The organism is Nocardia violaceofusca NBRC 14427 (assembly GCF_963869435.1).
In the GTDB taxonomy this organism is placed as follows: domain Bacteria; phylum Actinomycetota; class Actinomycetes; order Mycobacteriales; family Mycobacteriaceae; genus Nocardia; species Nocardia aobensis.
The window spans coordinates 71,745-94,017 of sequence record NZ_CAWMPM010000034.1; the positions used below are offsets into that span (position 1 = coordinate 71,745).

The following is a 22,273-nucleotide window of genomic DNA, read 5'->3' on the forward strand; positions in this document are numbered from 1 at the left end:
CGAATCGGCAGAAAGGAAATGTCATGGATGATCGTTTCGAACGAGGAATGCAGGTACGCCGCGAGGTGCTCGGCGACGACCACGTCGACCGCGCCGGCGATCGCACGACAGAGTTCACCCGCCCGTTCCAGGACTACATCACCGAGGCAGTCTGGGGATCGATCTGGACTCGCCCCGGCCTGGACCGCCGTACCCGCAGCTGCATAACCCTCGCCGTTCTCACCGCCCTGGGACGACACGAAGAGATCGCGATGCACGTGCGCGCCGCGGTCCGAAACGGGCTGACCGCCGACGAAATCGCCGAAGTACTCCTGCACACAGGCGCCTACGCCGGTGTCCCAGCCGCCAATGCCGCCTTCTCGATCGGTCAGCAAGTACTCACCACAATCGATCCGAGCACCGAATAGCTCTTGTCGCCGTGTGGTCTACGTGCACACACGCTCGCCAGCCCGGCGGGCAGTTCCCTCGGCCGATGAAATCCTGTCCGACTCTACCGGATCCGAGTGCGATTGTCTGGAAGCCCGCGCACCAATCGCAACAGCTGTCGGCAGTGATTCGACCAGCTCCGGCTCCGCCGCTGTGGGTACACTCGGGTCGACGGTGCCACGGAAAGTGGGTTGTATCTTCGACATGCACGTGCGGGCGGCGTCTATGTGAGCGCCTGGACGTGTTCAGCCAACGGGCCCGACGACGCTGGATTCTGACTCGTGAACAGGTTGCGGTCCGTTTCGAGGTGGGCTCCCACGGAGCGCCCCCGCCCCCGCCGCCTCGCATCCGCGGATCCGCGGATCGAACAGCACTAGCAGTTCCCGGATCTGGTCTTCGAAGAGCATCGCCGTGCGATCAGACAAGCTGCGGATGCGGTCGGCGATCTCACGTGACCCGCCCAGCGCACGTTCGAGGTTGATGCATGGACCAGCCCTGCACCAACCGGGACCCGCATCCGAACTACGTACTCGCCGCCCGGCGTAGCTCTCTCTGGCGCAGGACAACCCGACACACGCTCGTGCCGAAAGGCGTGTTATCGACCGGCGGCTTCGGAGAAATAGGACAGGGCTTCTGGCATGCCTGCAGGAGGGTGCCAGTTTGGTTTCCTTGTAACCACCAGGTCACCGCGACCCGGAGGGTGTCGGTGACGGCGTGGGCGATGACCCGCATGCGGAGTTCGGCGTCGCGGGTGCGTTCGGTTTTCTCCAGGAGGGCGTTGACGAACTGCTCTTGATCGCCGCCCCACATCAGCCGGAACATGCGTGCCTGCAGGGAGGGCTCCGATTGGATCAGGCAGTGCGAGCGCGCGGTGCGTTCGGGGTCGCCCGCGGTGAGACCGGCGAGCATGGCTCTGGCGACGAATTCGGAGTCGGTTTCCCCGCAACGACGTTGCGAAAGGGCCGCCGTGGTTGCCGCGCGCCCGTCGGGGTTATCGAGGATTATGTCTTCCTGGGCGGGAAAGTAGCGGTAGAAGGTGCACGGCGCAACGTCGGCCGCGTCGGCTCTCTCCTCGACGGTGACCGCGTCATAGCCCCTTTCCTCGAACAGCCGCAGCGCGCAGTCGGATGCTCGACACCGCCATCCCGGACGTCACGCAGGACGTGCATCGCATCGTTGTCGAATACGACACCGCCGCAACGGAATTCACCGAAGGAGGAACTGTGATGATTCCGGAGGGAGCCGCCGCGTCCCTGGAACCCGGCGGGCGTCCATACCGCCTGGAGATGGTCTCTACCACTTCGACGACCGGGGCCGCATCGACCGAATTCGGCCCTACTGGGACACCGGCGATTTCGCTGCCCAACTCGGCATCGGCGTCGGCATCATCCGCGGCCTGCAAGCAAGCGCACACCACGCCTGAACCCGACGACGAGCCCATCAACGGCGAATCATGGACAACCAGCCCCTTCCGCCTCGACTGTCAACAGGTGGGTAATCCGTGGTTCGCCGGTCCGTGAGCCCGGCGGAAATCACGACCAAAGCCACCGAGGAGACCTGCACGACGAGTACCGCGAAACAGCATCCGGCCTTGGGGCTGACCCTCGAATGCACGCGGTCGCCGACACGGGAGAGCCGGTGTCGCTGCTGCTGGCCGAAGGAGACGTCCAAGGGTGCGGTGCCGTTTCATGCAGCCAGGCGCTGCCGGCAGCGCTCTGGCTGCGCCGCACTGTTTTGGCATCGAGTTTGGCTGCAGCGCAATCTATTTCGAATCCGTCGAGACCGGGATCGTCCGAAGAGCTGTGATTAGTGGGACTTCACAATCGTCATCGGGGGCTCGGCCGGCCCCCGCCCAACCCGTTGGAGAAAGGCGTCGATGCGATCGTTTGCCTGATCCGCGAGGGGGAAGGGGTATGCGGTGAAGCCATGCACGCCGCCGGGATAGACAGCCAACGCAGCCGGGCTGCCAGCCGCGACCCAGCGGATATGCATGAACAACGAGTCGTCGAGGAACGGATCCAGGGTGCCCACCGTGAACAACGCGGACGGGAGATCCCGCAGATTCGCATATAGGGGCGACAGATCCGGGTCCTGGCGCTGTTCGATTCGAGGTGCAACCGCATCAGTGCAGGTTCGTATGACCTCCGTCGGAACCGGTATCGCGTCGGCGCCGATCAGCGTCTGACTCGGGGTCATCGAGAGGTCGAAAGTCCCGAAGACGAGGTTTGCCGCCTGGAACCCGGTGGATCCACACCGCTCGCGCAGCCGGACCAGAACGGCGGCCGCGAGGTTCGCGCCCGCCGACTCGCCGCCGATCGCGAGCGCATCGGTTCCGAACAGCGACTCGGCATTCTCGATCAGCCACATCGCTGCGGATTCGGCATCGTCCCATGCCGCCGGGTGCGGGTGCATCGGCGCGAGCCTGTAGTCCACACCGATGCAGGCGAGATTCGCGTTTTGCGCGATCCGTTCCAGCACCGGATCCGATTGCCCTTCTCTGCCGTGAACGAACCCACCGCCGTGGAAGTGCAGGTAGACGCCCGTGGGGTGGTCCGGAGCGATGACCCGCAAAGCCAGGTTGTGGCCGCCCTGTCCTGTTATCCGGATCGTGTACGCGCGCTCCGAAGGCATGATAGGAGGCACCGGAAGGCCGCCGCCTGCGCCAAGACCAGCGCGGCCCTTCACCAGTTCGCGAAACTGCTGGTTGAACTCGACTGTTTCGGGCGCGATCGCTTCCGGCCGGAACCATGTCTCATCAAAGCCGCTCACACTATTCGATCCGAAAGTTGTCATCGCGGCCTCGCACCGGTGGTGACCGCCGAAGCACCCACTACATCCCCGTCGGCGCTGCCGGCCAGGGGCCAGGTCGCTCGCTCGACGTACTCGCCATCCGGGCGCTGAGCGCCAGTGGCTATTCCCACATGCATTTCGATTCCCTTCCAAGGAAAGTCGTAATTCAGTCCAGCAATTGGCGACTGCGCGGCGCGGCTGAATATCGGCCGCGAGGCACTGGAGGTCGGGTTCAGGTCCCCTTCTCGATCGACTGCGACGGAGTTCTCACGCCATCTGGGATCAACCTCGCTATCAGCGAGCTCTCCTTCAAGTCCTGACATTCTGAATTCCTATACTGTAATATAGGACAGAGAGAAGTGCAGGGGTTCGCCCGCGTCAAGCACCGATGCCCGTAACCTCCGCAAGGTCAGCGTGGCGAGCAAGCGTCGCGCTTTTGGGTCTGCGTAAGCCAGGCGGCGCGAAACACGCGGGACCGGGCTGACCTCTTCTTTGAACGCCTCATCCGACCGCGCGACAAACGTAACGGAGTCCGACTCCATGCCTGCCCTGCCTTCAACGATTCAGCCCGGTGGTCGCCAGAGTCCGCACCATTGTGCCGTCATGAGTCCGCGCCCGTGGACGCGCGGCGGCTCTCCGACCGATTAGAGTGTGCGCATGTCAGGATCAGTGTCCCCCACTTACCGTGAGCGCAATTCCACGGCCGACCGGGCGTTGGACATCCTTCTCATGTTCACCGATGCCCAGCTCGTCGTCTCCGGCAACGCCGTGGCCGAGCGGCTCGGCGTGGCCCGCTCCACGGCGTACCGCTACCTGCAAAGCCTAGTGAACAGCCGGTTCCTGGAAGAGGCGCCAGGTGGCGGCTTCCGTCTCGGGCTGCGCGTCCTGGAGATCGCCAGGCTGGCACGGCGCAGCTACGGCCTGTCGGAAGTCGCGCTGCCGGCGATGACCGCCCTCGCCGACGACCTCGGCGGGACCATTCTGCTGACCCGGCGCACCGAAGGGCTCGTCGTATGCGTCGACCGGGCGGAATCCGCGTCGGGTGCCGTGCGTATCACCTATGAGCGAGGCAGCACACTCCCGCTCAATGCGGGCGCGTCCGCGCTCGTCCTGCTCGCCTGGATCCCCGAAGACGAGGCTCGACAGCTGCTGGAAACCGCAGACCTCCAACGCTTCACTCCCGCTACCCTCACCGACGTCGACACGCTCATAAGGCGGCTCGCCCACATCCGGCGCTCCGGATACTCGGTCACCCGTGGCGAACTCGATCCCGACGTCATAGGTATCGCCGCACCCATCCGCAACGACCGACAACAGGTGGTCGCCGCAGTGAGCTTCACCGCCCTATCGTCGCGGGTGTTCTCCGAAGCCGAGACGGAGATCGCCCGAAAGCTCCTCGAGACGGCACAGGAAATAGGCGACAGGTTGAGCTCCGTCGCGGACTGATCGGCGCCCGGAGACGCCGGCTTCGAAGCCCGGGCGGCCCGACCGCCGGTCCCCCTCCTTCACGGTCAGCTCCGACCATGTCGCGGATCGGCTCACGTTCTTCCCTCCTGCGATCACATCGGTGTCGACGAAGTCACGTCGACTCTGATTTAAGTCCTGTAATATACGGCTCAAGTCCGAATATCAGGACAGTGTGTTGCGTGTCATCATGGCCACTGTCTCGGGCGGCTTCGGGGCGGTATCGGCGCCGAGCCGCACGGAGATGCACGCTGCGCAATGACACACCAGTCAAACTCGTAAGCGCCCAACCACCCTGAGTCCTCCAAGTCGAACCACACATAGAACGGAACTTCATGACTCTTCTGGACGGAGCCGACTGGGAAGGGCGGATCTTCTCGGGCGGATGGGTCAGGGGCGCAGGTGAGCCGCACGACTCCACCGAGCCGGCGACCGGTAAGACGCTGGGCTGCGTCGGCGCGGCCACGGCCGCCGATGTGAACCGGGCCGTCGCGCATGCAGCACAGGCCCAGCGTGGATGGGCGTCGCTCCACTACGTTGAGCGAGCCCAGATCCTGCGGCGCGCCGCCGCATTGTTCGAGAAGCATCACGCGGAAATAGCGGAATGGATCGTGCGCGAGTCGGGCGCCCTTCGGTCATTCGCGGGCGTCCAGACCTCTATCGGTGCGGCGGAAGAATGCCACGAGGCCGCAGCGCTCGCCGCGGCTCCCTACGGCGAAGTACTCCGGTCGATCGAGGACCGCCTCTCGTTCTCGCGCCGGCGCCCGGTGGGCGTTGTGGGTGTCATTTCCCCCTTCAATGCACCGATGACGCTCGCCATGCGGGCGGTCGCCCCAGCACTGGCCCTCGGTAACGCCGTGGTCCTCAAACCCGATCCGCGCACCGCGATCTGCGGCGGAGTGACCATCGCCCGTGTCTTCGAGGAGGCAGGGCTTCCCGATAACCTCCTGCACATCCTGTCCGGTGGCGCCGACGTCGGTGCGACGCTGGTGGACGACCCGCGTGTCCCCGTCATCGCCTTCACCGGGTCGACCCGGGCGGGGAAGGCGATCGCAACGGCAGCCGCGCAACGGCTGAAGCGAGTACACCTGGAGCTGGGCGGCAACTCGGCATTGATCGTCCTGGACGACTCCGATCTGGACAAGGCCGTGTCCGCCGGCGCCTTCGGCTCCTTCCACCACTCCGGGCAGATCTGCATGGCCGCCAGCCGCCATCTCGTGCACGCCTCGATCGCCGAGGAGTACACCACCCGCCTCGCCGAGCGTGCCGACGCGGCGGCCGTGGGCGATCCGATGACAGGCGAGGTCGCCATGGGCCCCATGATCGACCAGCGTCAGCTGCAGGCCACCCATGCCGTCGTCTCCGAGAGCCTGGCCGCCGGGGCGCGACTTGCTGCAGGTGGTACCCACGAGGGACTGTTCTACCGGCCCACAGTCCTAGCCGACGTGCCGCTCACTGCCCGCGCCTACGCGGAAGAGATCTTCGGCCCGGTCGCGCCTGTAGTGGCGTTCCACGATCTCGACGAGGCCGCCCGGCTGGCATCGAACACCGAGTACGGACTCTCCCTCGGCATCCTGACCCGCGATGTGGCCAAGGGGTTGGAGCTGGCCGACCGTATCCCGAGCGGGCTGGTGCACATCAACGACCAGACCGTGAACGACGAAGCGACCGCGCCGTTCGGCGGAGTCGGCGCCTCGGGCAACGGCTGCCGCCATGGCGGTGCCTCCGCCAACCTCGAAGCGTTCACCGAGCAGCAGTGGGTCACTGTCAGGAGCGAGATCCCCGGCTATCCGTTCTGAACGTAGCCGCCCTTCGGGGCGGCACGGGCGGGCTGAGCACCGTCTTGATGCCCTGCGGATGCACGACTTCGCCGAGCACCCACCTACACCGGCGACCCACCGATGGTCTGCGTCGTAACGGCAGGATCCTTGACCACGCCATTGCGTAGCTCGCCGATACCCTCGACGACGGTGACGAGTTGCTGCCCCGGCCGCAGGAAGACCTTGGGGTCGCGGCCCGCTCCGACACCCCCGGGGGTCCCGGTGGCGATCAGGTCGCCCGGCAGCAGCGTGATGATGGTGCTGATGTAGGCGATGATGCGTGCCACGCCGAAGAGCAGGTCGGTCGTGTTGGACTTCTGCATGGTGGACCCGTCGACACTGCATTCGATGTTCAGCCCCGCGGCACCGCGCGGGAGTTCGTCCGGGGTGACCAGGACGGGACCAACGGGGGTGGTGGCCTCGAAGGTCTTGCCGGAGAGGAACTCCCGGGTGCGGTGCTGCCAGTCGCGGACGGTGACGTCGTTGATGACCGTGTAACCGGCGACGTGAGCCAGCGCATCGGATTCGGGTACGTTGCGGGCTGGGCGGCCGATCACAACGCCGAGTTCGGCCTCCCAGTCGACATCGTCACTGACCGTCGGCATGTGGATGTCGTCGTGGGCGCCGATGAGCGACCCATCGTACTTCGCGAACAGCGTCGGGTATTGCGGCGTAGGGCGGCCCATCTCCTTGATGTGGCTCGCATAGTTGAGACCAAGGCAAATAATCTTGTTAGGATGCGGGACCAAGGGGGCGAGGGATGCGGCCGCCAGCGGAATCCGTGTCCCGTCAACTGCCCTGGCCCGTTCCGCCCAGTCCTCGCCGGAGGCCAGCAAGGCGCGAACGTCGGCATAGGGCAGCACAACGAATTCGCTACCCTGCTGGCGGGCAGCTGCGGTGCCGTTGTTTGCGGTGCGAATAGTACTGAGCCTCATGGGCGGATTCCTTTGCTGTCGAGGGCAGGAAGATAGTCGGTGAACGGCGTGTCAGCCGCCCCGCCGGACGCTGGGGTGGGTACGGGGACGACGAAGCGCCCGAGCCGGCCACCGACGCGTTCGGCCTCGGCAGGGGCGAAGACGGCCGCCACCAGGCGATCGGGACGGACCAGCACGAAGCTCCCGGCCAGCTCGCCGAAGAGGGCATCGAGGCGGCCGTCGTAGTCGGCGACAGCGGTACGGCCAGAGCCGGGACGCGGAACGCGGTCACCGAGCACCACCTCGACCCGGATGCCTTCGGGCAGCCCGGCGCGGTCGGCGCGGTGCCAGTCGGCGTCGGTCACCCCGACCCCGAGCAGGCTCCAGCCCGGGCCGAGGACATCATCCAGCCGGGTCATCTTGGTGTGCGGCCCGTGCAGGACCCGCGGCTGCGGCAGTGGAGTACCAACCAGCAGATGGGCGCGGCCGTCAAAACGGATGACGGCGCCCGAGCTCACCCGAGCAGAAGGGCGGTAGCGCATCTCGGTGAGGTAGCGGCGACCCGACTTGGTGCGCATAGCCGCCCGGACGAGCAGGTCGCGCAGCCGGGCGCGGCGAACGTCGGTGGTCATGACGATCCTGCCGAGCCGCACCGAGAGCTCGATCGAGGCTCGGGCGTGTGGGCGGCGCTCACACTCGTAGGTGCCGAGCAGTGCCTCGCCCGCTCGCCCGTCCAATGCGTGAGCGATCTTCCAGCAGAGGTTGACGGCGTCGCGCAGGCCGGAGTTGAGGCCCTGCCCAGCGAACGGAGGCATCATGTGCGCGGCGTCGCCGAGCAGGAAGCACCGCCCCTCACATAGCCGCTCGGCGAGTAATGCGTGAAAGGTGTACACCACCGCACGCTCCACCTGGCCGGAGTCGACCTCCCGGTGCGGCGAAAGCAGCCGCTGGACGAGGTCGAAGCCCGGCGGCGCGCCTGCCGCGCACTCCCCCGGTCTCAGCCGGAATTCGTAACGGCATCTGCCATCGCGGCCGGGGACGATCACGGTGGGCCGGGCCGGGTCGCCCAGGTGCATGCCATAGCGTTCATCGTGCGGGTCGCCGAGAGTGTCGACGACCAGCCAGACGTCCTCCGGGAAGCTGCGTCCGTCCATCTGGACAGCGAGCAGTTCGCGCACCGTGCTGCGCCCGCCGTCGCAGCCGAACAAGTACGCGACGCTGACCTGTTCGTCACTGCCCCCTGCGGGCGTGATGATGGCGCGCACTCCGTCGGCGTCCTGTGACAGTCCGGTCAGCGAAGTACTGAACCTGGTCTGCACGTGGGGGTAGCGGTCCAGCGCGGTGCGCAGCAGGCGCTCGAGGTCAGGTTGGGCGAAAGGATTCTTGAAGGGGTGGCCGTGGCGCAGATCACCAGGGCCCCGGGCATGGACGAGCGGGCGTCCGTCAGCGCCGAAGTACTTGGTCCCGGTGCCGGGGACGATGATCTCGGACAGCGGGCCGTCGAGCCCGGCGATCTGCAGCGTGCGCAACGACTCGTCGTCGATGCTGATGGCTTTGGCGGCGTCGCTGGTTCCGGGGTTGCGCTCGATGAGCAGGACGCGCACTCCGTACGCGCCGAGTAGGTTGGCCGCGGTGAGACCGGTCGGGCCGGCCCCCACGATCAGCACCTGGGGGAGCATGCTGGCCGGGGGGCCGGATGCGTTGCTCATGAAATGGCCTCCGATGGCACGGGGTTACTGGACGGGCTGATATGCGGGACCCCCCTCGGCGAGCAGTCGCTCCACGTCGGCGAAGACGGCCTCGGGCTCCTGATCGAGGTTGAGCGTCTTACGGAAGGGCTGGCGCACGTCGCGGTCCACGCGGAGGTAGACCTCGTTGCGGTTGCCTTCGGGGTCGAAGAAGTAGATCCCGATGGCGTTGCCGTGGGTCACTTCCTGCTGGACAGGAATGCCCTCGTCGCGGAAACGGTGGTGGAACTCGATGACGGTCTCGAGCGAGTCGACCCGCCAAGAGACCTGGTGGGTGAGTTTGGCTCCCGCGGGCGCGGTCCGGCCGCGCTGCAGCACGAATTCGTGGTGCTCCTGCTCGGGTCGCGCGGAGAGGAAGACGATGCCGAGTTCCTCGTCCTCGTCGGTCACGGTGAGACCGAGTACACGTGTGTAGAAGTCGCGCATCTTCTCGAGGTCATCGACCCAGAAGCCGGTGTGGCCGAGTTCGCTGATTGCCATGGTCTTCTCCGTAGCTGCTGTCGATGGTTGGGCCTATGGACGCTTTGTGGCGTGTTCAGGTCATCGAAGGGCGCATGATGTGGAGCACCTTGGCCTGAGTGAACGACAACAAACCGGGCAGCCCGCCCTCCACGCCCAGCCCGCTCAACTTGTGCCCGCCCATGGGCACGTCGGGCCTCAGTGCGCCATGCGTGTTGACCCAGGACGTACCGCATTCCAGCCGTGTGGCCAGTGCCGCGGCCCGTTCCGGATCCGCGCTCCACACCGAGCCGTCCAGCCCATAGCAGGTCGCGTTGGCCCGGGCCAGCGCGTCCTCGACGTCGTCGTACGGCATCACCGGCAGGACGGGCCCGAACTGCTCCTCGTCGACGACCCGTACCCCGGCGTCGAGGTCCCTCAGAATGGTCGGCGCGAAGAAGTAGCCGTCACCGTCCAGGGGTCGCCCACCGGCTGCCGCAGTGGCCCCATCGGCCAGCGCCTCTGCCACCAACTCTTGAATACGGGCGAACTGCGGGCCGGTCGCGAGCGGCCCCAGCTGGGCACCAGGCGACATCCCGTCGGCGACTTCGACCGACCGCGCCCGGTCCGCCATTGCGTCGACGACCTCGGCGTACCGGGCACGTGGGACGTAGAGCCGCTTGATCGCGACACATAGCTGCCCGTTGTTGGCGAACGCAGCCCAGAAGATCTGATCGGCGTACCGGTCGAGGTCGATGTCGTCGAGGAGGATGGCCGCATCGTTGCCGCCCAGCTCCAGGGTGAGGCGCTTGAGGTCGGATACAGCCGCCAGTGCGACACGCTTACCGGTGGCGATCGAACCCGTGAACGACACCTTGCGGGGGACGGGGTGTACGACGAGCCGTGCGCCCAGCGGGTCACGACCGGTGATGACATTGAACACGCCCGGCGGCAACACATCGCGGAGGGCAACTCCGAGCGCGAGAGACGACAAGGGTGTGTAGGGAGAAGGCTTGAGTACCACCGTGTTTCCGGCCAGCAGGGCGGGCGCGAGTTTGAGCGCGGCGAGGCCCAACGGGAAGTTCCAGGGAGTGATCAACGCCACCACCCCCATCGGCTGGGCCAGCAACTCGATCCGCTGCGCGTCGTCGTCCGAAATCACCTGCTGTGGCACGTCGAGGGCGGCCGTGCTGCGCAGGCTCAGGGCAACCACTTGGAGCTCGAACCGGGCATCGTGCAGCGGCTTGCCCTGCTCGAGGGTCAGCAGCGACGCGATTTCCTCCGCGACCTCTTCTATGCGCGCGGCCGCGGCGAGCAGCGCGGTACGCCGAGCGGCGATGTCCTCGCGCCAGCGTGGGAAAGCGTCGCCGGCCGCCTGCATCGCATCGTCCAGTTGGGCCGGTGAGCAATCGGGCGCCTCGGCGAAGACTCGGCCGGTTGCAGGGTTCTCCACCCCGAAGGTGTCACTGGTAGGGACATCCTTTCCATCCACGGTCATCGAATAGTGGTACTGGGTCACGGTGGCTCCGGATTGGTGCGACGACGGAATACCGCAGCAGGACGAGCTGGATCAACGCGATCTGGCCACGGCGAAGGGGGGCGAGCGCCAGTCACGACACGAGGCTCATGCGACGTGGGAGAGTGTTCAACTCCTCCGGTTCGCTCTCACCGACGACGACCGTGCCTCCGATGTTCACGCGATGTTGTCCGGTGCACGCATTGGGTTCGAAGGCGAACGTCATACCGGGAACGAGTTCGAGATCCCGCGTCGGCGCAAGGGTGTCGAATACCCGGTTGGCGTCCTGACCTGGGATCTGTGCAGCGTTCAGGGCAATATGTCCCACGAAGGCCGCCGGGGCGAGACTGTGCACGAGGGGCGTCATGTTGTAGAGGCCGGCCTTCAGGAGCGGTTCACTCATCGCCCTGGCCGCATCGAGGAAAGCGGTTCCCGGACGCAAGGCCGCGAGTCCGGCGTCGTAGCAGTCGAGGGCGACGTCGTGAAGCATGTGCAGCACTTGCGGCACCGGCTCGACTGCGACCGACATCTGAACCTGCGTCTCGAATCCGCCGTAGCAGGACATGATCTCAGCTTGAATCAGGTCACCGGGCTGAACTATCCGGGAGGGTCCGCCGGCGTATGTCCAGTGGGGTGGCGCCCAGCCCGGGTCGTCGGCACCGACGCTCATGATGACGTGTGGGTAGGTGGTGACGCACGAGTTGCGGTGCAGGACCTCCACGATGGCCGCGTAGATCTCGGCCTCGCGCACGCCGGGCCGGGTGATCTCCAGCATGGTCTGGCACGCTTCCTCGGCCGCTCGAGCGGAGAAGCGGACCAGTTCCAATTCCTGCGGCGCATTCGGGAGCATCATCTGGGCAAAGGCGAGGGAGACGTCCTCGAATTCGGCGACGGGAAGGCGCTTGAGGACGTAGTCCCACATCATGTAGGTGATCAGCCCTTCTGTTTCCCCTGCCGAGGTCCCGGTCAGGCTGACCACGCCGATTCGGCTCGATGTCAGTCCCGATTCGGTGATCGCGTCGACGACCCCGCGGCCGAACGGGCCGATGCGAACGTCGTCGATCCAGAAGTGCACATCCCGCATGTTCACGGCCAGGCGGCGGGTGTACCTGTGGTGCGTCCAGGTGAGGTGGACGGGGTCGCGGTCGGCGAAGAACACGACCACGCCGTCGAGGACCTCGTTTGCGAGGTAACCCTCGTACCGTTCACGGCCCTTGAGGCCGAAGACGAGCAGGCATTCGATGTCCTTCTCCTGCATGAAGACACGAGTGCGCTGCCAGCGCAGGTCCCGGGCAGCCAGGGACAGCATCGGGTAACTCGTCGCGGTCATGCCAGGACCCCGTCGGCAGACTCGCTGGCGGCGCCGACCTGCGTCAGTTCGACGAAGGTGTTATTCATTGAAGCATCCATCTCTGTGCTGGATCGGGTGGTTCGCGTGCTCACCACGCTCTGGAGGGACCGATCAGATTCATCCGGTCGCCCGGGAACAGGTCACGGACCTCGGGTGTGGCCCAGCCGAGGTCGACCGGGTGGCTGACCTCGGCGAAGGTCATGGCCAGCTCGTAGAGGGCCTGCTCCTGCGGCGGCATGTCGTCGAGGGGGAAGGCGTTCAGATGGCGCACGACTGCCTCGATGCGAGGGAGCACGACGTCGCACAGCTCGCTGAGCTCCGCCATGTCGGCGGCAGCCATCGCCGCCATCCGCTCCGGTGAGTTTCGCAGGCGCCACCGGCTCAGCAAGGGCTCCAAGTCGGCGAATTCAGCGGGGAGTTCCATTACCGATCTCCGATCAGCTCGTTGACGAGTCCGTAGCGGTGCTGGAGCGCGAACTCCTGCATAGAGAGATAGACGTCGTCGATGGCACCCGACTCGAGGCCACGCTGCACGTCCTCCATGGCGGCCAGGTCCTCCCTGGACACCGTGTACTGCAGGGCCCGCGTGTACGCCTGGGCCAGGCGATCGCCGGCGTGGCGGGCCTTTCGGGCGTAGCTGTCGAAGATGATGCGAGTGTGGCTGGGGTCGATCGGCCAGACCGTGACGACGGTGTACCAGTGCGAGCCGTTGAGGATGGCCACATTGGGGAATTGCCACACGATGTCGAAGAACCACGGACTGTGACGGGTGCGGTTCACACCCGGCGGCAGCATGGAGAAGTCGGTCTCGACCGCCGGTGTGAGCTTGCGCCCGAGGCCGTACAGCGCGCCCTCGACGGGTGGGCTGACGTAGTCGGGGTTCGCCGGATTACTGGTGCGGATGTGGCGGCGGTACATGTCGATGACGGGCTTGTGCCGCATCGGATTGCTCTTGCCAGCCAGCTTCGGCTGGGTTCGCCGATGCAGGAAGACGGTGTGGTACCCCTCTGAGAAGGAGTCCATGGCGATGTTCCAGTTGGCCCGGACATCGATGGAGAAGCAGCTGATCTTCTCCATCTCGTTGTAGTAGCCGTCGAAGCCCTCGGCGACTTCCCCCAGCCATTCGGCCAGCGGCTCGGGGTTGTCACCGAAGTGGACATAGATCAATCCGGACCGGACCTCGACGCGGATCGGTACCAGCCCGAGGCGGGACTTGTCGAGGGAGCGGAACTGCTCCTCGTCGGGCACCGAGCGCAGAGTTCCCTCGCTGGTGTACGACCAGCCGTGGAACCAGCAGGTGTGCGCGGGCGAGGCCCCTTCGGCGAAACCGCAGGCCGTGGGAATCACTTTCTTGCCGCGATGGCGACACACGTTGTGGAACGCGCGTACCTCCCCGTCTCGCCCTCGCTGAACCAGGACCGAGGTATTGAACGTAGGCACGTCCAGGACAAAGTAGCTACCCGCTTTCGGCACGTCGTTGACGTTTCCGACGAGGAACCACGACGGACGGAAGACCTCCTCGAGGACTGCGTCGTGATACTCCTGCGTCAGCTTGTCCCTGACAGACACGACGTCCTGTAGGCCGGCAAACGGATTCGGAGGCGCTGCCGGGCTCTCGCCGTTGGGAGGGGGTACAGCACGGACAACAGCTTCAGACATATGGTTCTCCAAATATCAGGATAGAGGTCCTGTCATAGGGGACAGTAATCTCGAACCGAGCGCCTGGCAATAGCGTGCGGAGGAAAGGTTTCGCGATCGACCGCCCGCGAATTGAGGTAGTTGACCTCTCTGAGATGTCGCTATATCGTCGCCGTAGAGTCCCGAATAACAAATATAAGTCCTGAATTTCAGGACCACAGATAGTGAGGAGGGTTTCCATGTGGGACCCCACGAACATGTTTCTCAACGGCCCGTACGCGCCGTGGCACGAGGAGGGGGAGGCATTCGATCTGGAGATCGAGGGGCGACTGCCACCCGAGCTGAACGGTGCTCTCTACCGGGTTGCCACCAATCAGGCCTACCGCCCCAGTGATCCGAGCCGGTATCACTGGTTCGACGGTGACGGGATGGTTCATGCGGTGTTCCTGCGGGACGGCCGGGCCACCTACCGCAACCGGTATGTGGCGACCGCCGGGCTGCAGTTCGAGCGGGAGCAGGGCAAGGCGGTCTTCGGTAGCTTCATGCACGGCAGCGATACCCCGCCGCCGCAGGGCGTTGCTCCCAAGAATCCCGCCAATACCCATGTCGCTCTTTATGACAACCGTTTGCTGGTCCTGTGCGAGGCCGCGGTTCCGCACGAGCTACGACCGGACACCTTGGCCACGACCAGCCGCAGTTACGACTTCGGCGGTGAGGTCATCGGGCCCATGACCGCGCACTACAAGATCGATCCCGCCAACGGCGACATGCTGTTCTTCGTCAGCATGGGTGGCGCGCTCACCTGGTACCGGGCCGACAATCACGGCAAAGTCCTCGACCGCCACCAGATCGATCTCGGCGTACCGACCTTCGTCCACGATTACGCCGTCACCCCCAACTACGCGATCTTCCTGGTCAACCCATCGATGGTGCGGGTAGAAAACATCATGCGCGGCCTGCCGTCCACGACGTGGGAACCCGAGACCTTGCCCACCTGCCGCTGGGCAGTCCTGGATCGCAAGACCGGCGCGGTGCGATGGTTCGAAGCCCCGGACGCCTACGCACCAACGCATTTCCTCAACGCCTATCAGGACGGGACCACGATCGTCGTCGACGGGCATCGCACCGACCGCTTCGGCCCCACTATGCAAGAAATCGAGTCAGGGCCGCCGGGCGGGGACTGGAACTGGTGGTTCAAGCAATTGGTCGCCGCACCCTGGCGCTGGGAACTCGACCTCGCGACCGGGACGATGAAGGACAGCCAGGCCACCGACATCCTCGGCGAATTCCCCCAAATCAACGACCAACGCACCGGCCTGCCACACCAGTACGGCTACTACACCACCACCCGCGGCAGCGGCGACTGGTTCACCGATGGCCTGGCCAAACACGACTACCGCACCGGCGAGACCGCGATCCAAACCCTCGATGGTTCACTGACCTCCCCCGGCGAACCCCAATTCGTGCCCCGTCCCGGTGCCACGACCGAAGACGACGGCTGGTTGCTTTCGATCTGGTGGGATCCCGCCACCGACCGCAGCGAAGTCATCGTCCAAGATGCACAGGATTTCACCGCCGCCCCGATCGCCCGGATCAAGCTCAACCATCGGGTTCCCATGGGATTCCACGGCACCTGGGCCACCGCCGAAGAACTCGACTCCGCCGTACTCGGCGCCTGAGCCACCCGGCGAAGCCACGGGCCGCCAGGGCCACACGCCTGGCGGCCTGTGTCCGGGGCTGTTCAGCAACTCATTTGCAGGATCGCGTGACTCAGACCCTGCCCAGTAGCTTTATCGGAATTCTGGAGGCCCCCGTCGTGTCGTCTGGCACTGTCCCACACCCGATAAGCCGCAGCCTGGCTCTGCTCGGAGTGGTTCTCGTGGCCGCACAGAGTTTCCAGATCATCGTGTTCCCAAGTTTTCTCCAGGCCCTGCTCACCGAACCCGGGTGGCATTTGTCCCCGCGCGATGCCGGGTTGATCGGGAGCACGGGATTCCTCGGAATGCTGGCGGGCGCCACCACCGCTGTGCCGCTGGCGCGGCGTCTCGGGCGTCGGCGGGCCACACTCGCCGCGGTCCTGTGGTTGACCCTCTCGTCGGGGGCATGCGCGCTGGCAACCGCCCCCTGGCAGCTGGGGTTTCTCAGAATACTCGCCGGAATCGGCATGGGTGCCGCCATTGTCTTGATACTGGGATTCGCCAAGGATGCCACCGCCGAAAACAAATGGGCATTCGGAATCGCGCTGTTCGGAATGCCGATGGTAGGCATCGTTACCCCACCCATCATGAGCGAACTCACGTTCGACGGCGCTTGGCGTGTTATGACAGCTACCGGGGCAGGCGTGGGGAGCATCGCCTTCGCCCTGGCCGTGTGGTTGCTGCCCCACGGCGCCGACGTATCCTCCCTGGCTCGCGAGGGGCGAAGCCGCGTCGCGTCGACCAGTCGCGTCGTCGTCTGGACCGGCATCGGCCTTATCGGAGCGACCGTGATCGCCTGGTCGAGCTTCCGGGACTTCGGCCCCGCCTACCTAGGCTTCGGCACGGTGCTGGACATCGGGGTGGTCATCACGCTCTTCGTTGTAGCGGGTGCCGCGATCCACCGTCACGAAAGACCTGGCTCGCTCGGGCGGACCGTACGGGGCACCGCGGCATTCGTACTGATCAACCCACCTACCTTCATCACGCTCTTCGTCGTCGTGGTGGTCGGCGCCGTCAGCAAAAACATCACAGGCGTCATGACGTTGTTCGGTGCGTGGATCGCAGACAGCTACAGCAGGTCGCTGACCCTCAGCGTCACACCTGACGTGTTCGACGCCGTTCCCCGCCCAACGCCTCAGTCCCCCGCCACGGACACTCGCGAAGGATCCGCCGATGACCGACACGATCGATCTCGTTGTCGCTGATCGCCGCCAAGAGGCCGCCGACGTCATATCCCTGGTCCTGCGCGCTGCCGGGGGCTGTCCGTTGCCTGGCTGGGAACCCGGTGCCCACATCGACATCGAGTTGGCACCTGGCCTCGAGCGCCAGTACTCGCTGTACGGCGGCGACTCGCACTCCTGGCGCATCGCCGTTCTGCGCGAACCGAACGGCCGCGGCGGATCCGAGTTCGTTCACACGACACTCCTACCCGGAGCGCGGGTACGGGGTCGCGGTCCGTGGAATCACTTTCCCCTCGAAGTCGCGCCCGCCTACCGTTTCATAGCAGGCGGCATCGGCATAACCCCCATTCTCCCCATGCTCGACTTCGCCTGCCCAGCACCGTGGACGCTGCTGTACGGCGGGCGCCGGCGCAGCGCAATGGCCTTCACCGAGGAACTGACGTCTCGTCACGGTTCTGGTCGCATCTTTCTCCACGAGGGCCCACTCGACCTGCACGGTTACCTCGCGGATCTGCGCCCAGGCGAACTCGTGTACGCCTGTGGTCCCGCCGCACTGCTCGAGGTGATCGAGGCCATCGTTCCCGCGGCGTCCCTGCGCACAGAGCACTTCACGGCACATGTGGAATCCGACTCCGTGAATGCCGCTTTCGCGGTCGAACTGTCGCGCTCGCGCCGGATCTTGCCCGTTGCGGCAGACGAGTCGATCCTGTCTGCTCTGCTGGCCGCGGGCGTGGACGTCCCCTACTACTGCACCGAGGGTATCTGCGGCACCTGCGAAACCCGCGTCCTCGCCGGCGATATCGACCATCGCGACAGCATCCTGACCCCGCAGGAGCAAGCCACCGGCGCGACCATGATGATCTGCGTTTCCCGGTCACAGACCCCGCGCCTCACCCTGGACCTGTAGGCCGTTCCCGACGCGGCGCTGCCGGTCGATCTTGGAGCAAGCGGTTACCTGGGCCTCGGGAGAGTTAGCTGACCCGTACCAGGGACCCGGCGCAACCGCGCATGACCGAAGACGAGTTCGATCTCAACCCCGGCCCACGCACCGACGAGAGCCTCGCGACGGTACTGTGCTCGCGCAATGGCGCACATCGGCCCAGCGATGACACTTCGCGGAGGAACAGCCGCGCACGGGCGAGGACTAGATGCTGCGGGGTCGCCGACATGACGTATGTGTCAACGTGGTCGGGCTGGGTGTATGTGGCGTTCGTGATCGACGCCTACGCCCGCCGGATTATCGGCTGGCGCACCGGCACCTCGATGACCACAGCGCTGGTGCTCGATGCGATCGAGCATGCGATCTGGACCCGCGACCACGCCGGATGGGATGTGAAAGATGTTGTGCACCATACAGATAGGGCTCGCAATACACATCTATTGCGTTCACCGAACGGCTCGCCGAAGCAGGGATCCAACCCAGCGTAGGCGCGGTGGGCTCGAGCTTCGACAACGCCCTCACCGAGACCGTCAACGGCCTCTACAAGACCGAGCTGATCAAGCCCCGCGGCCCGTGGCGCAGCGTCGATCATGTCGAGTTCGCCACCGCCGAACGGGTGGATTGGTTCAATCACCGACGCCTCTACCAGTACTGCGGCGACATCCCACCCGCCGAAATGGAAACCGCCTACTACGCTCAGAATCCAGCCCAGCAACCCGCTGAGCTGTCACACCAATAAGTCTCCGGACTCACCAGGGCGATTCACCAGCTGAATCGACTCTGGCAGCGACTGCGTAGACGGATTGTCGGACAGCCGCTCCAGCCAGAGCGAGTTGAATTTTCGAGCCACTATATCGGAAACGATGTTACCGTTATTGCGCCTGGTGTCAACAGCGGGTCACACCCTGAGATTCAGGAACGTTGAACTCCCGATCACGGTGTCCAGCCTCACCCAGCCCCTCCGCTGAAGGTGTGGTTTCGCATGCCCACGCACCCGGCCGACAATGTTTTCGCGGAGCGAAGACGACCGCCGCCCGAAATCCTTGTCAGTGCGGCCAGGAACGCTCGCGCTGGGCCTCGTCCGCGATCCGGGTCGCAATTTGCGCGCGCGAGGTGCATCCGAGTTTGGTCAGAATATGTTCGACATGCCCGTCCACGGTACGCTGCGAGATCACCAATTTCGCGGCGATTTGCTTGTTGGTGAGTCCCTGGGCGACAAGGTCTGCTACCTGCCGTTCGCGCTTGGTCAATGGCAATTCCGAAGCGAGCGCGGCGGCGGGCCGCCCCTCACCCAGTGCGTAGGTCACTGCGGCGTTGTGTTCCATGGCCTGGCCGCGCCGAAAGGCCGTATCGAATCGTCGTTCGCCGAGCGTGCGACGCACACTGCGCTCGCATTCGTCGTGAACGTGGGTCAGCCCCGGGAAGACTGAAAACCCAGATGCGGAGGACCGCAGAAGATTCTCCGCGGCACCCATCAGCACGGCCGCGCGATCACTGTCCTCATCGGCGACGGTCCAGGCCAGTCCCTCGAGATCGAGCGCCGCTACGACCGGGCTGTGCATGCCCTGGTTGACTCGCAGCGATTCCCGCAGCAACCGCTGTGCTCGAGCCCCCTCGCCTTGCAGCCATGTCGCAAGCCCCAACCCCCACAGCGCACTCGACCGATAAAGTGATTCACCGCATTCCTCGGTAATGGACAGCATTTGCTCTTGACATTCGATTGCCCGCGGTAAATCGCCCTGCGCTGTGTAGGCCCAACCAAGCAGCATCAATGCGGAAATGTATAGATACCCTCGCCTATTCGAGCCGAACGCCTCCACGGCACGCTCGAAGAAGGAGATTGCGCGAACGGGGTCGTCTCGATAAAGCGCCAGCATGCCGTCGGCATAGGCGAGCAGCGCCTTGTTCATGGGAGTGGGATCCTGTTCGGCGAGGACGCGCGCCTGCTCCAGTAGTGACGCTGCCGATCGAAGGTCCCGCTGCGCCGTGGCCATCAGAATGCCGGCCTCGAGCGCCTTGACACGGTCGGATATCGAGCCCGCGTCCGGGTTGGCCAAGGCACGGTCGAGCCACCGACGACCTTCACCGTACCGACCCCGAAAGCTCCAGAACCCGAATAGCGCATTGGCGGTGCGCAGCCCGGCAGTGGCCGAGTCCGCACTGCCCTCTGAGAGGGAGAGCTCGAGGGCAGCCCGCAGATTCGGCTGCTCGCGATCAAGGCGAGCCAGCCAGTCGGGCTGGCGGACACTGAACCAGTCCGCCACCGAATCCAGCACCAACCGCTGGCACCAGTCGCGGTGTCGTCGACGCAGCTCCCGGTCTTCGCCGGACTCTTGCAACTTCTCGCGGCCGTAGTCGCGCATGGTCTCGAGCATCCGGCAACGCACGACGCCATCCACTTCGTTGCGGTCCACAATCGATTTGTCCACCAGAGAGGACAACGCATCCAGCAGATCCTCCGGCGCCAGGTCGGCACCACACACCTGCTCGACGGCATCGAGTTCGAAACCGCCGGCGAACACCGACAACCGGGCCCACAACCGCTGCTCGACCGGCGTGCACAACTGGTAGCTCCAGTCGATGCACCACCGCAGCGTCTGCTGGCGCCTCGGCGCGGCGCGGCTACCGCGGTTCAGCAGCGCGTACCGGTCGGTCAGCCGCTGCAGGATCTGCTCGGGCGACATGGCGCGCATCCGAGCCGCGGCTAGTTCGATCGCCAGCGGCAACCCGTCCAGCTGCGTACAGATCCCGACCACGGCGGCCTTATTGTCCTGGGTGACCGCGAAACCTTGCACGGCCGCCGCAGCGCGATCGGCGAATAAACGCACCGCATCGTATTTCGACAATCCCCGCAGCGTCGGCGCAGCGCCAGCGCCAGGAACGGCCAACGGCCGCACCCGCAACACCACTTCTCCGGCAACATCCAACGGCTCACGGCTGGTGACCAGAATCCGCACACTCGGACACCGCCGCAGCAACTCCTCGACCAGCTCCGCCAACGCCTGGACAAGCTGCTCGCCATTGTCCAGAACAAGGAGCGTCTCCCGGGAACGCATGAACTCGACCAGCACCTGCCGCATCGGCCGAGCCGAATCGTTCCGCAGGCCGATACCGGCCGCCACGACATCGACCAGCAATACCGGGTCCCGCACGTCGGCGAGATCGATCATCCACACTCCGTCGGCGACATCGCGTCGAGCATTCGACGCCGCCCGCAGCGCCAGCCGGGTCTTGCCGACCCCACCGATTCCTGCCAACGTCACCAACCGCGACACCGACAGCAGGTTCTTGATCTCCGCCGTCTCAGTGCGACGGTCGATGAAACTAGTCAACTCGAGCGGCAGCTCACCAGTGCTGGCGCGACCCTCTTCGATCTGCCCCGCGGCCGATTCCGGCATCGACGGCGTACGATCCCACATCCCTTGGGCTGCAACCGGTTTCCCGTGCAGAGCCATCTCGCCGACCGGGTATCCGTGGTGGCGCTGTACCTGCCGGATCGCCTCGCCGATCTCCGCCGCCGACGGCCGCTGCCGCAAATCCCGGTTCATCGCCGATTCCACCACCGCCGCCACGTCATCGGGAATACCGTCCTCGCGCAAGTCTGGCACCGGCTGGCTGGTGATCCGCAAGAACTGCGCCACCACCTGCTCACCACTACGCCGTTCATACGCGGCATGCCCGGTCAGCGCGCAGAACAAGGTCGCACCCAGACCGTAGACATCCGCCGCCGCAGTCGGCGTCTCGCCGCCGAGTACCTCCGGTGCCGTAAACGCCGGAGAAGCGGTCAAGATGCCCGTGGCCGTTTCGAATCCACCGACAATGCGGGCGATACCGAAATCGGTCAACGCCGGCTCCCCGTAATCGGTCAGCAGAAGATTGCCCGGCTTCACATCCCGATGCACGATCCCGAGCCGATGAGCGCTCTCGAGCGCACCTGCGATCTTCACCCCGATCCACAACACGGTCTGCACCGGCATCGGCCCCTGCCGACGAACCCACGCATCCATCGAACCCAACGGGTGATACGGCATCACCAGATAAGGCCGCCCGCTCGCGGTGACACCCACTTGGAGCACCGTGACGATGTTCGGATGCCCGGTCAACCGACCCATCGCCTTCTGCTCGCGAAGAAACCGCGTCTGGTTGTCGTCGTCCAGCTCAGCGGTCAGCACCTTCACAGCAACCGTGCGGTCCAAGGCCACCTGCGTGCACCGATAGACCACACCGAAACCACCACGGCCGATCTCTTCGGCGTCCTCGAATCCGGACGCGCTCAACTCCACCGAGACGGGCATATTCACGTCACGTTGGGTCCGCGGTGCGTCATCGCCGACCATCAGCGGTGGGCAA

At 65.4% G+C, this 22,273-nt stretch carries 18 protein-coding genes and 2 pseudogenes; 9 read left to right on the forward strand and 11 right to left on the reverse strand.

Features of this window, described 5'->3' with window-relative positions; genetic code table 11:
* Positions 1-23 precede the first annotated feature (23 nt).
* A complete protein-coding gene (gene pcaC, locus AC5592_RS26330; RefSeq protein WP_063065830.1) occupies positions 24-407 on the forward strand; it encodes a 4-carboxymuconolactone decarboxylase in 384 nt (127 codons plus the stop codon).
* A 541-nt stretch (positions 408-948) separates the two neighbouring features.
* Here the strand turns inward: pcaC and AC5592_RS26335 are convergent.
* Positions 949-1,335 carry a hypothetical protein gene (locus AC5592_RS26335; protein ID WP_063065766.1) on the reverse strand — a complete coding sequence of 129 codons (387 nt, stop codon included), beginning with the start codon at positions 1,333-1,335 and terminating at the stop codon, positions 949-951.
* A gap of 102 nt (positions 1,336-1,437) precedes the next feature.
* Positions 1,438-1,542, reverse strand: a pseudogene (locus AC5592_RS26340) (helix-turn-helix domain-containing protein); the annotation flags it as partial.
* A gap of 11 nt (positions 1,543-1,553) precedes the next feature.
* On the opposite strand from AC5592_RS26340, the gene AC5592_RS26345 reads away from it, so the two are divergent.
* Together AC5592_RS26345 and AC5592_RS26350 are read left to right on the forward strand one after the other, a co-directional pair.
* Positions 1,554-1,946: a hypothetical protein gene (locus AC5592_RS26345; protein WP_063065767.1), complete on the forward strand. Its 393-nt coding sequence runs from the start codon at positions 1,554-1,556 to the stop codon at positions 1,944-1,946.
* Between the two features lie 118 nt (positions 1,947-2,064).
* Complete coding sequence (locus tag AC5592_RS26350; RefSeq protein ID WP_157122228.1) at positions 2,065-2,232, forward strand: hypothetical protein; 168 nt, start codon at positions 2,065-2,067, stop codon at positions 2,230-2,232.
* Here AC5592_RS26350 and AC5592_RS26355 read toward each other — a convergent pair whose 3' ends face one another.
* Positions 2,233-3,195, reverse strand: coding sequence for an alpha/beta hydrolase (locus tag AC5592_RS26355; RefSeq protein WP_198163936.1), 963 nt, complete (start codon positions 3,193-3,195; stop codon positions 2,233-2,235). It abuts the gene before it with no gap.
* A 690-nt stretch (positions 3,196-3,885) separates the two neighbouring features.
* On the opposite strand from AC5592_RS26355, the gene AC5592_RS26360 reads away from it, so the two are divergent.
* Positions 3,886-4,662, forward strand: a complete 777-nt coding sequence (locus AC5592_RS26360) for an IclR family transcriptional regulator (protein ID WP_198163937.1) — start codon at positions 3,886-3,888, stop codon at positions 4,660-4,662.
* Between the two features lie 353 nt (positions 4,663-5,015).
* Complete coding sequence (locus AC5592_RS26365; protein WP_063065769.1) at positions 5,016-6,479, forward strand: aldehyde dehydrogenase family protein; 1,464 nt, start codon at positions 5,016-5,018, stop codon at positions 6,477-6,479.
* A gap of 83 nt (positions 6,480-6,562) precedes the next feature.
* Here the strand turns inward: AC5592_RS26365 and AC5592_RS26370 are convergent, their stop codons facing one another.
* From AC5592_RS26370 to AC5592_RS26400, 7 genes are all read right to left on the reverse strand, one after another.
* A complete protein-coding gene (locus AC5592_RS26370) occupies positions 6,563-7,435 on the reverse strand; it encodes a fumarylacetoacetate hydrolase family protein (protein WP_063065770.1) in 873 nt (290 codons plus the stop codon).
* The gene (locus AC5592_RS26375; protein ID WP_063065771.1) at positions 7,432-9,123 is read right to left on the reverse strand and encodes a bifunctional 3-(3-hydroxy-phenyl)propionate/3-hydroxycinnamic acid hydroxylase; all 1,692 of its coding nucleotides are present in this window, start codon (positions 9,121-9,123) and stop codon (positions 7,432-7,434) included. The genes AC5592_RS26370 and AC5592_RS26375 overlap by 4 nt, the downstream gene beginning before the upstream one ends.
* A 24-nt stretch (positions 9,124-9,147) precedes the next feature.
* Positions 9,148-9,642: a VOC family protein gene (locus AC5592_RS26380; protein ID WP_063065772.1), complete on the reverse strand. Its 495-nt coding sequence runs from the start codon at positions 9,640-9,642 to the stop codon at positions 9,148-9,150.
* 55 nt (positions 9,643-9,697) lie between these two features.
* The gene (locus AC5592_RS26385; protein ID WP_232329561.1) at positions 9,698-11,119 is read right to left on the reverse strand and encodes an aldehyde dehydrogenase family protein; all 1,422 of its coding nucleotides are present in this window, start codon (positions 11,117-11,119) and stop codon (positions 9,698-9,700) included.
* A gap of 91 nt (positions 11,120-11,210) precedes the next feature.
* Positions 11,211-12,446: a M24 family metallopeptidase gene (locus tag AC5592_RS26390; protein WP_063065773.1), complete on the reverse strand. Its 1,236-nt coding sequence runs from the start codon at positions 12,444-12,446 to the stop codon at positions 11,211-11,213.
* A gap of 109 nt (positions 12,447-12,555) precedes the next feature.
* Positions 12,556-12,891, reverse strand: a complete 336-nt coding sequence (locus AC5592_RS26395; RefSeq protein WP_063065774.1) for a hypothetical protein — start codon at positions 12,889-12,891, stop codon at positions 12,556-12,558.
* The gene (locus AC5592_RS26400; RefSeq protein ID WP_084507202.1) at positions 12,891-14,126 is read right to left on the reverse strand and encodes an aromatic ring-hydroxylating oxygenase subunit alpha; all 1,236 of its coding nucleotides are present in this window, start codon (positions 14,124-14,126) and stop codon (positions 12,891-12,893) included. The genes AC5592_RS26395 and AC5592_RS26400 overlap by 1 nt, the downstream gene beginning before the upstream one ends.
* Before the next feature lie 218 nt (positions 14,127-14,344).
* Here AC5592_RS26400 and AC5592_RS26405 point away from each other — a divergent pair, with 218 nt between their 5' ends.
* From AC5592_RS26405 to AC5592_RS26420, 4 genes and pseudogenes are all read left to right on the forward strand, one after another.
* Complete coding sequence (locus AC5592_RS26405; protein ID WP_063920388.1) at positions 14,345-15,784, forward strand: carotenoid oxygenase family protein; 1,440 nt, start codon at positions 14,345-14,347, stop codon at positions 15,782-15,784.
* A gap of 191 nt (positions 15,785-15,975) precedes the next feature.
* Positions 15,976-17,007, forward strand: a complete 1,032-nt coding sequence (locus tag AC5592_RS26410) for an MFS transporter (protein ID WP_063065777.1) — start codon at positions 15,976-15,978, stop codon at positions 17,005-17,007.
* Positions 16,976-17,890, forward strand: a complete 915-nt coding sequence (locus AC5592_RS26415; RefSeq protein ID WP_063065778.1) for a PDR/VanB family oxidoreductase — start codon at positions 16,976-16,978, stop codon at positions 17,888-17,890. Before AC5592_RS26410 ends, AC5592_RS26415 begins: the two co-directional genes overlap by 32 nt.
* A gap of 251 nt (positions 17,891-18,141) precedes the next feature.
* Positions 18,142-18,662 (forward strand): annotated as a pseudogene (locus AC5592_RS26420) (IS3 family transposase); the annotation flags it as partial.
* Positions 18,663-18,969: 307 nt separating this feature from the next.
* Here the strand turns inward: AC5592_RS26420 and AC5592_RS26425 are convergent.
* The gene (locus AC5592_RS26425; protein ID WP_232329562.1) at positions 18,970-22,218 is read right to left on the reverse strand and encodes a protein kinase domain-containing protein; all 3,249 of its coding nucleotides are present in this window, start codon (positions 22,216-22,218) and stop codon (positions 18,970-18,972) included.
* Between the last annotated feature and the right edge of the window lie 55 nt (positions 22,219-22,273).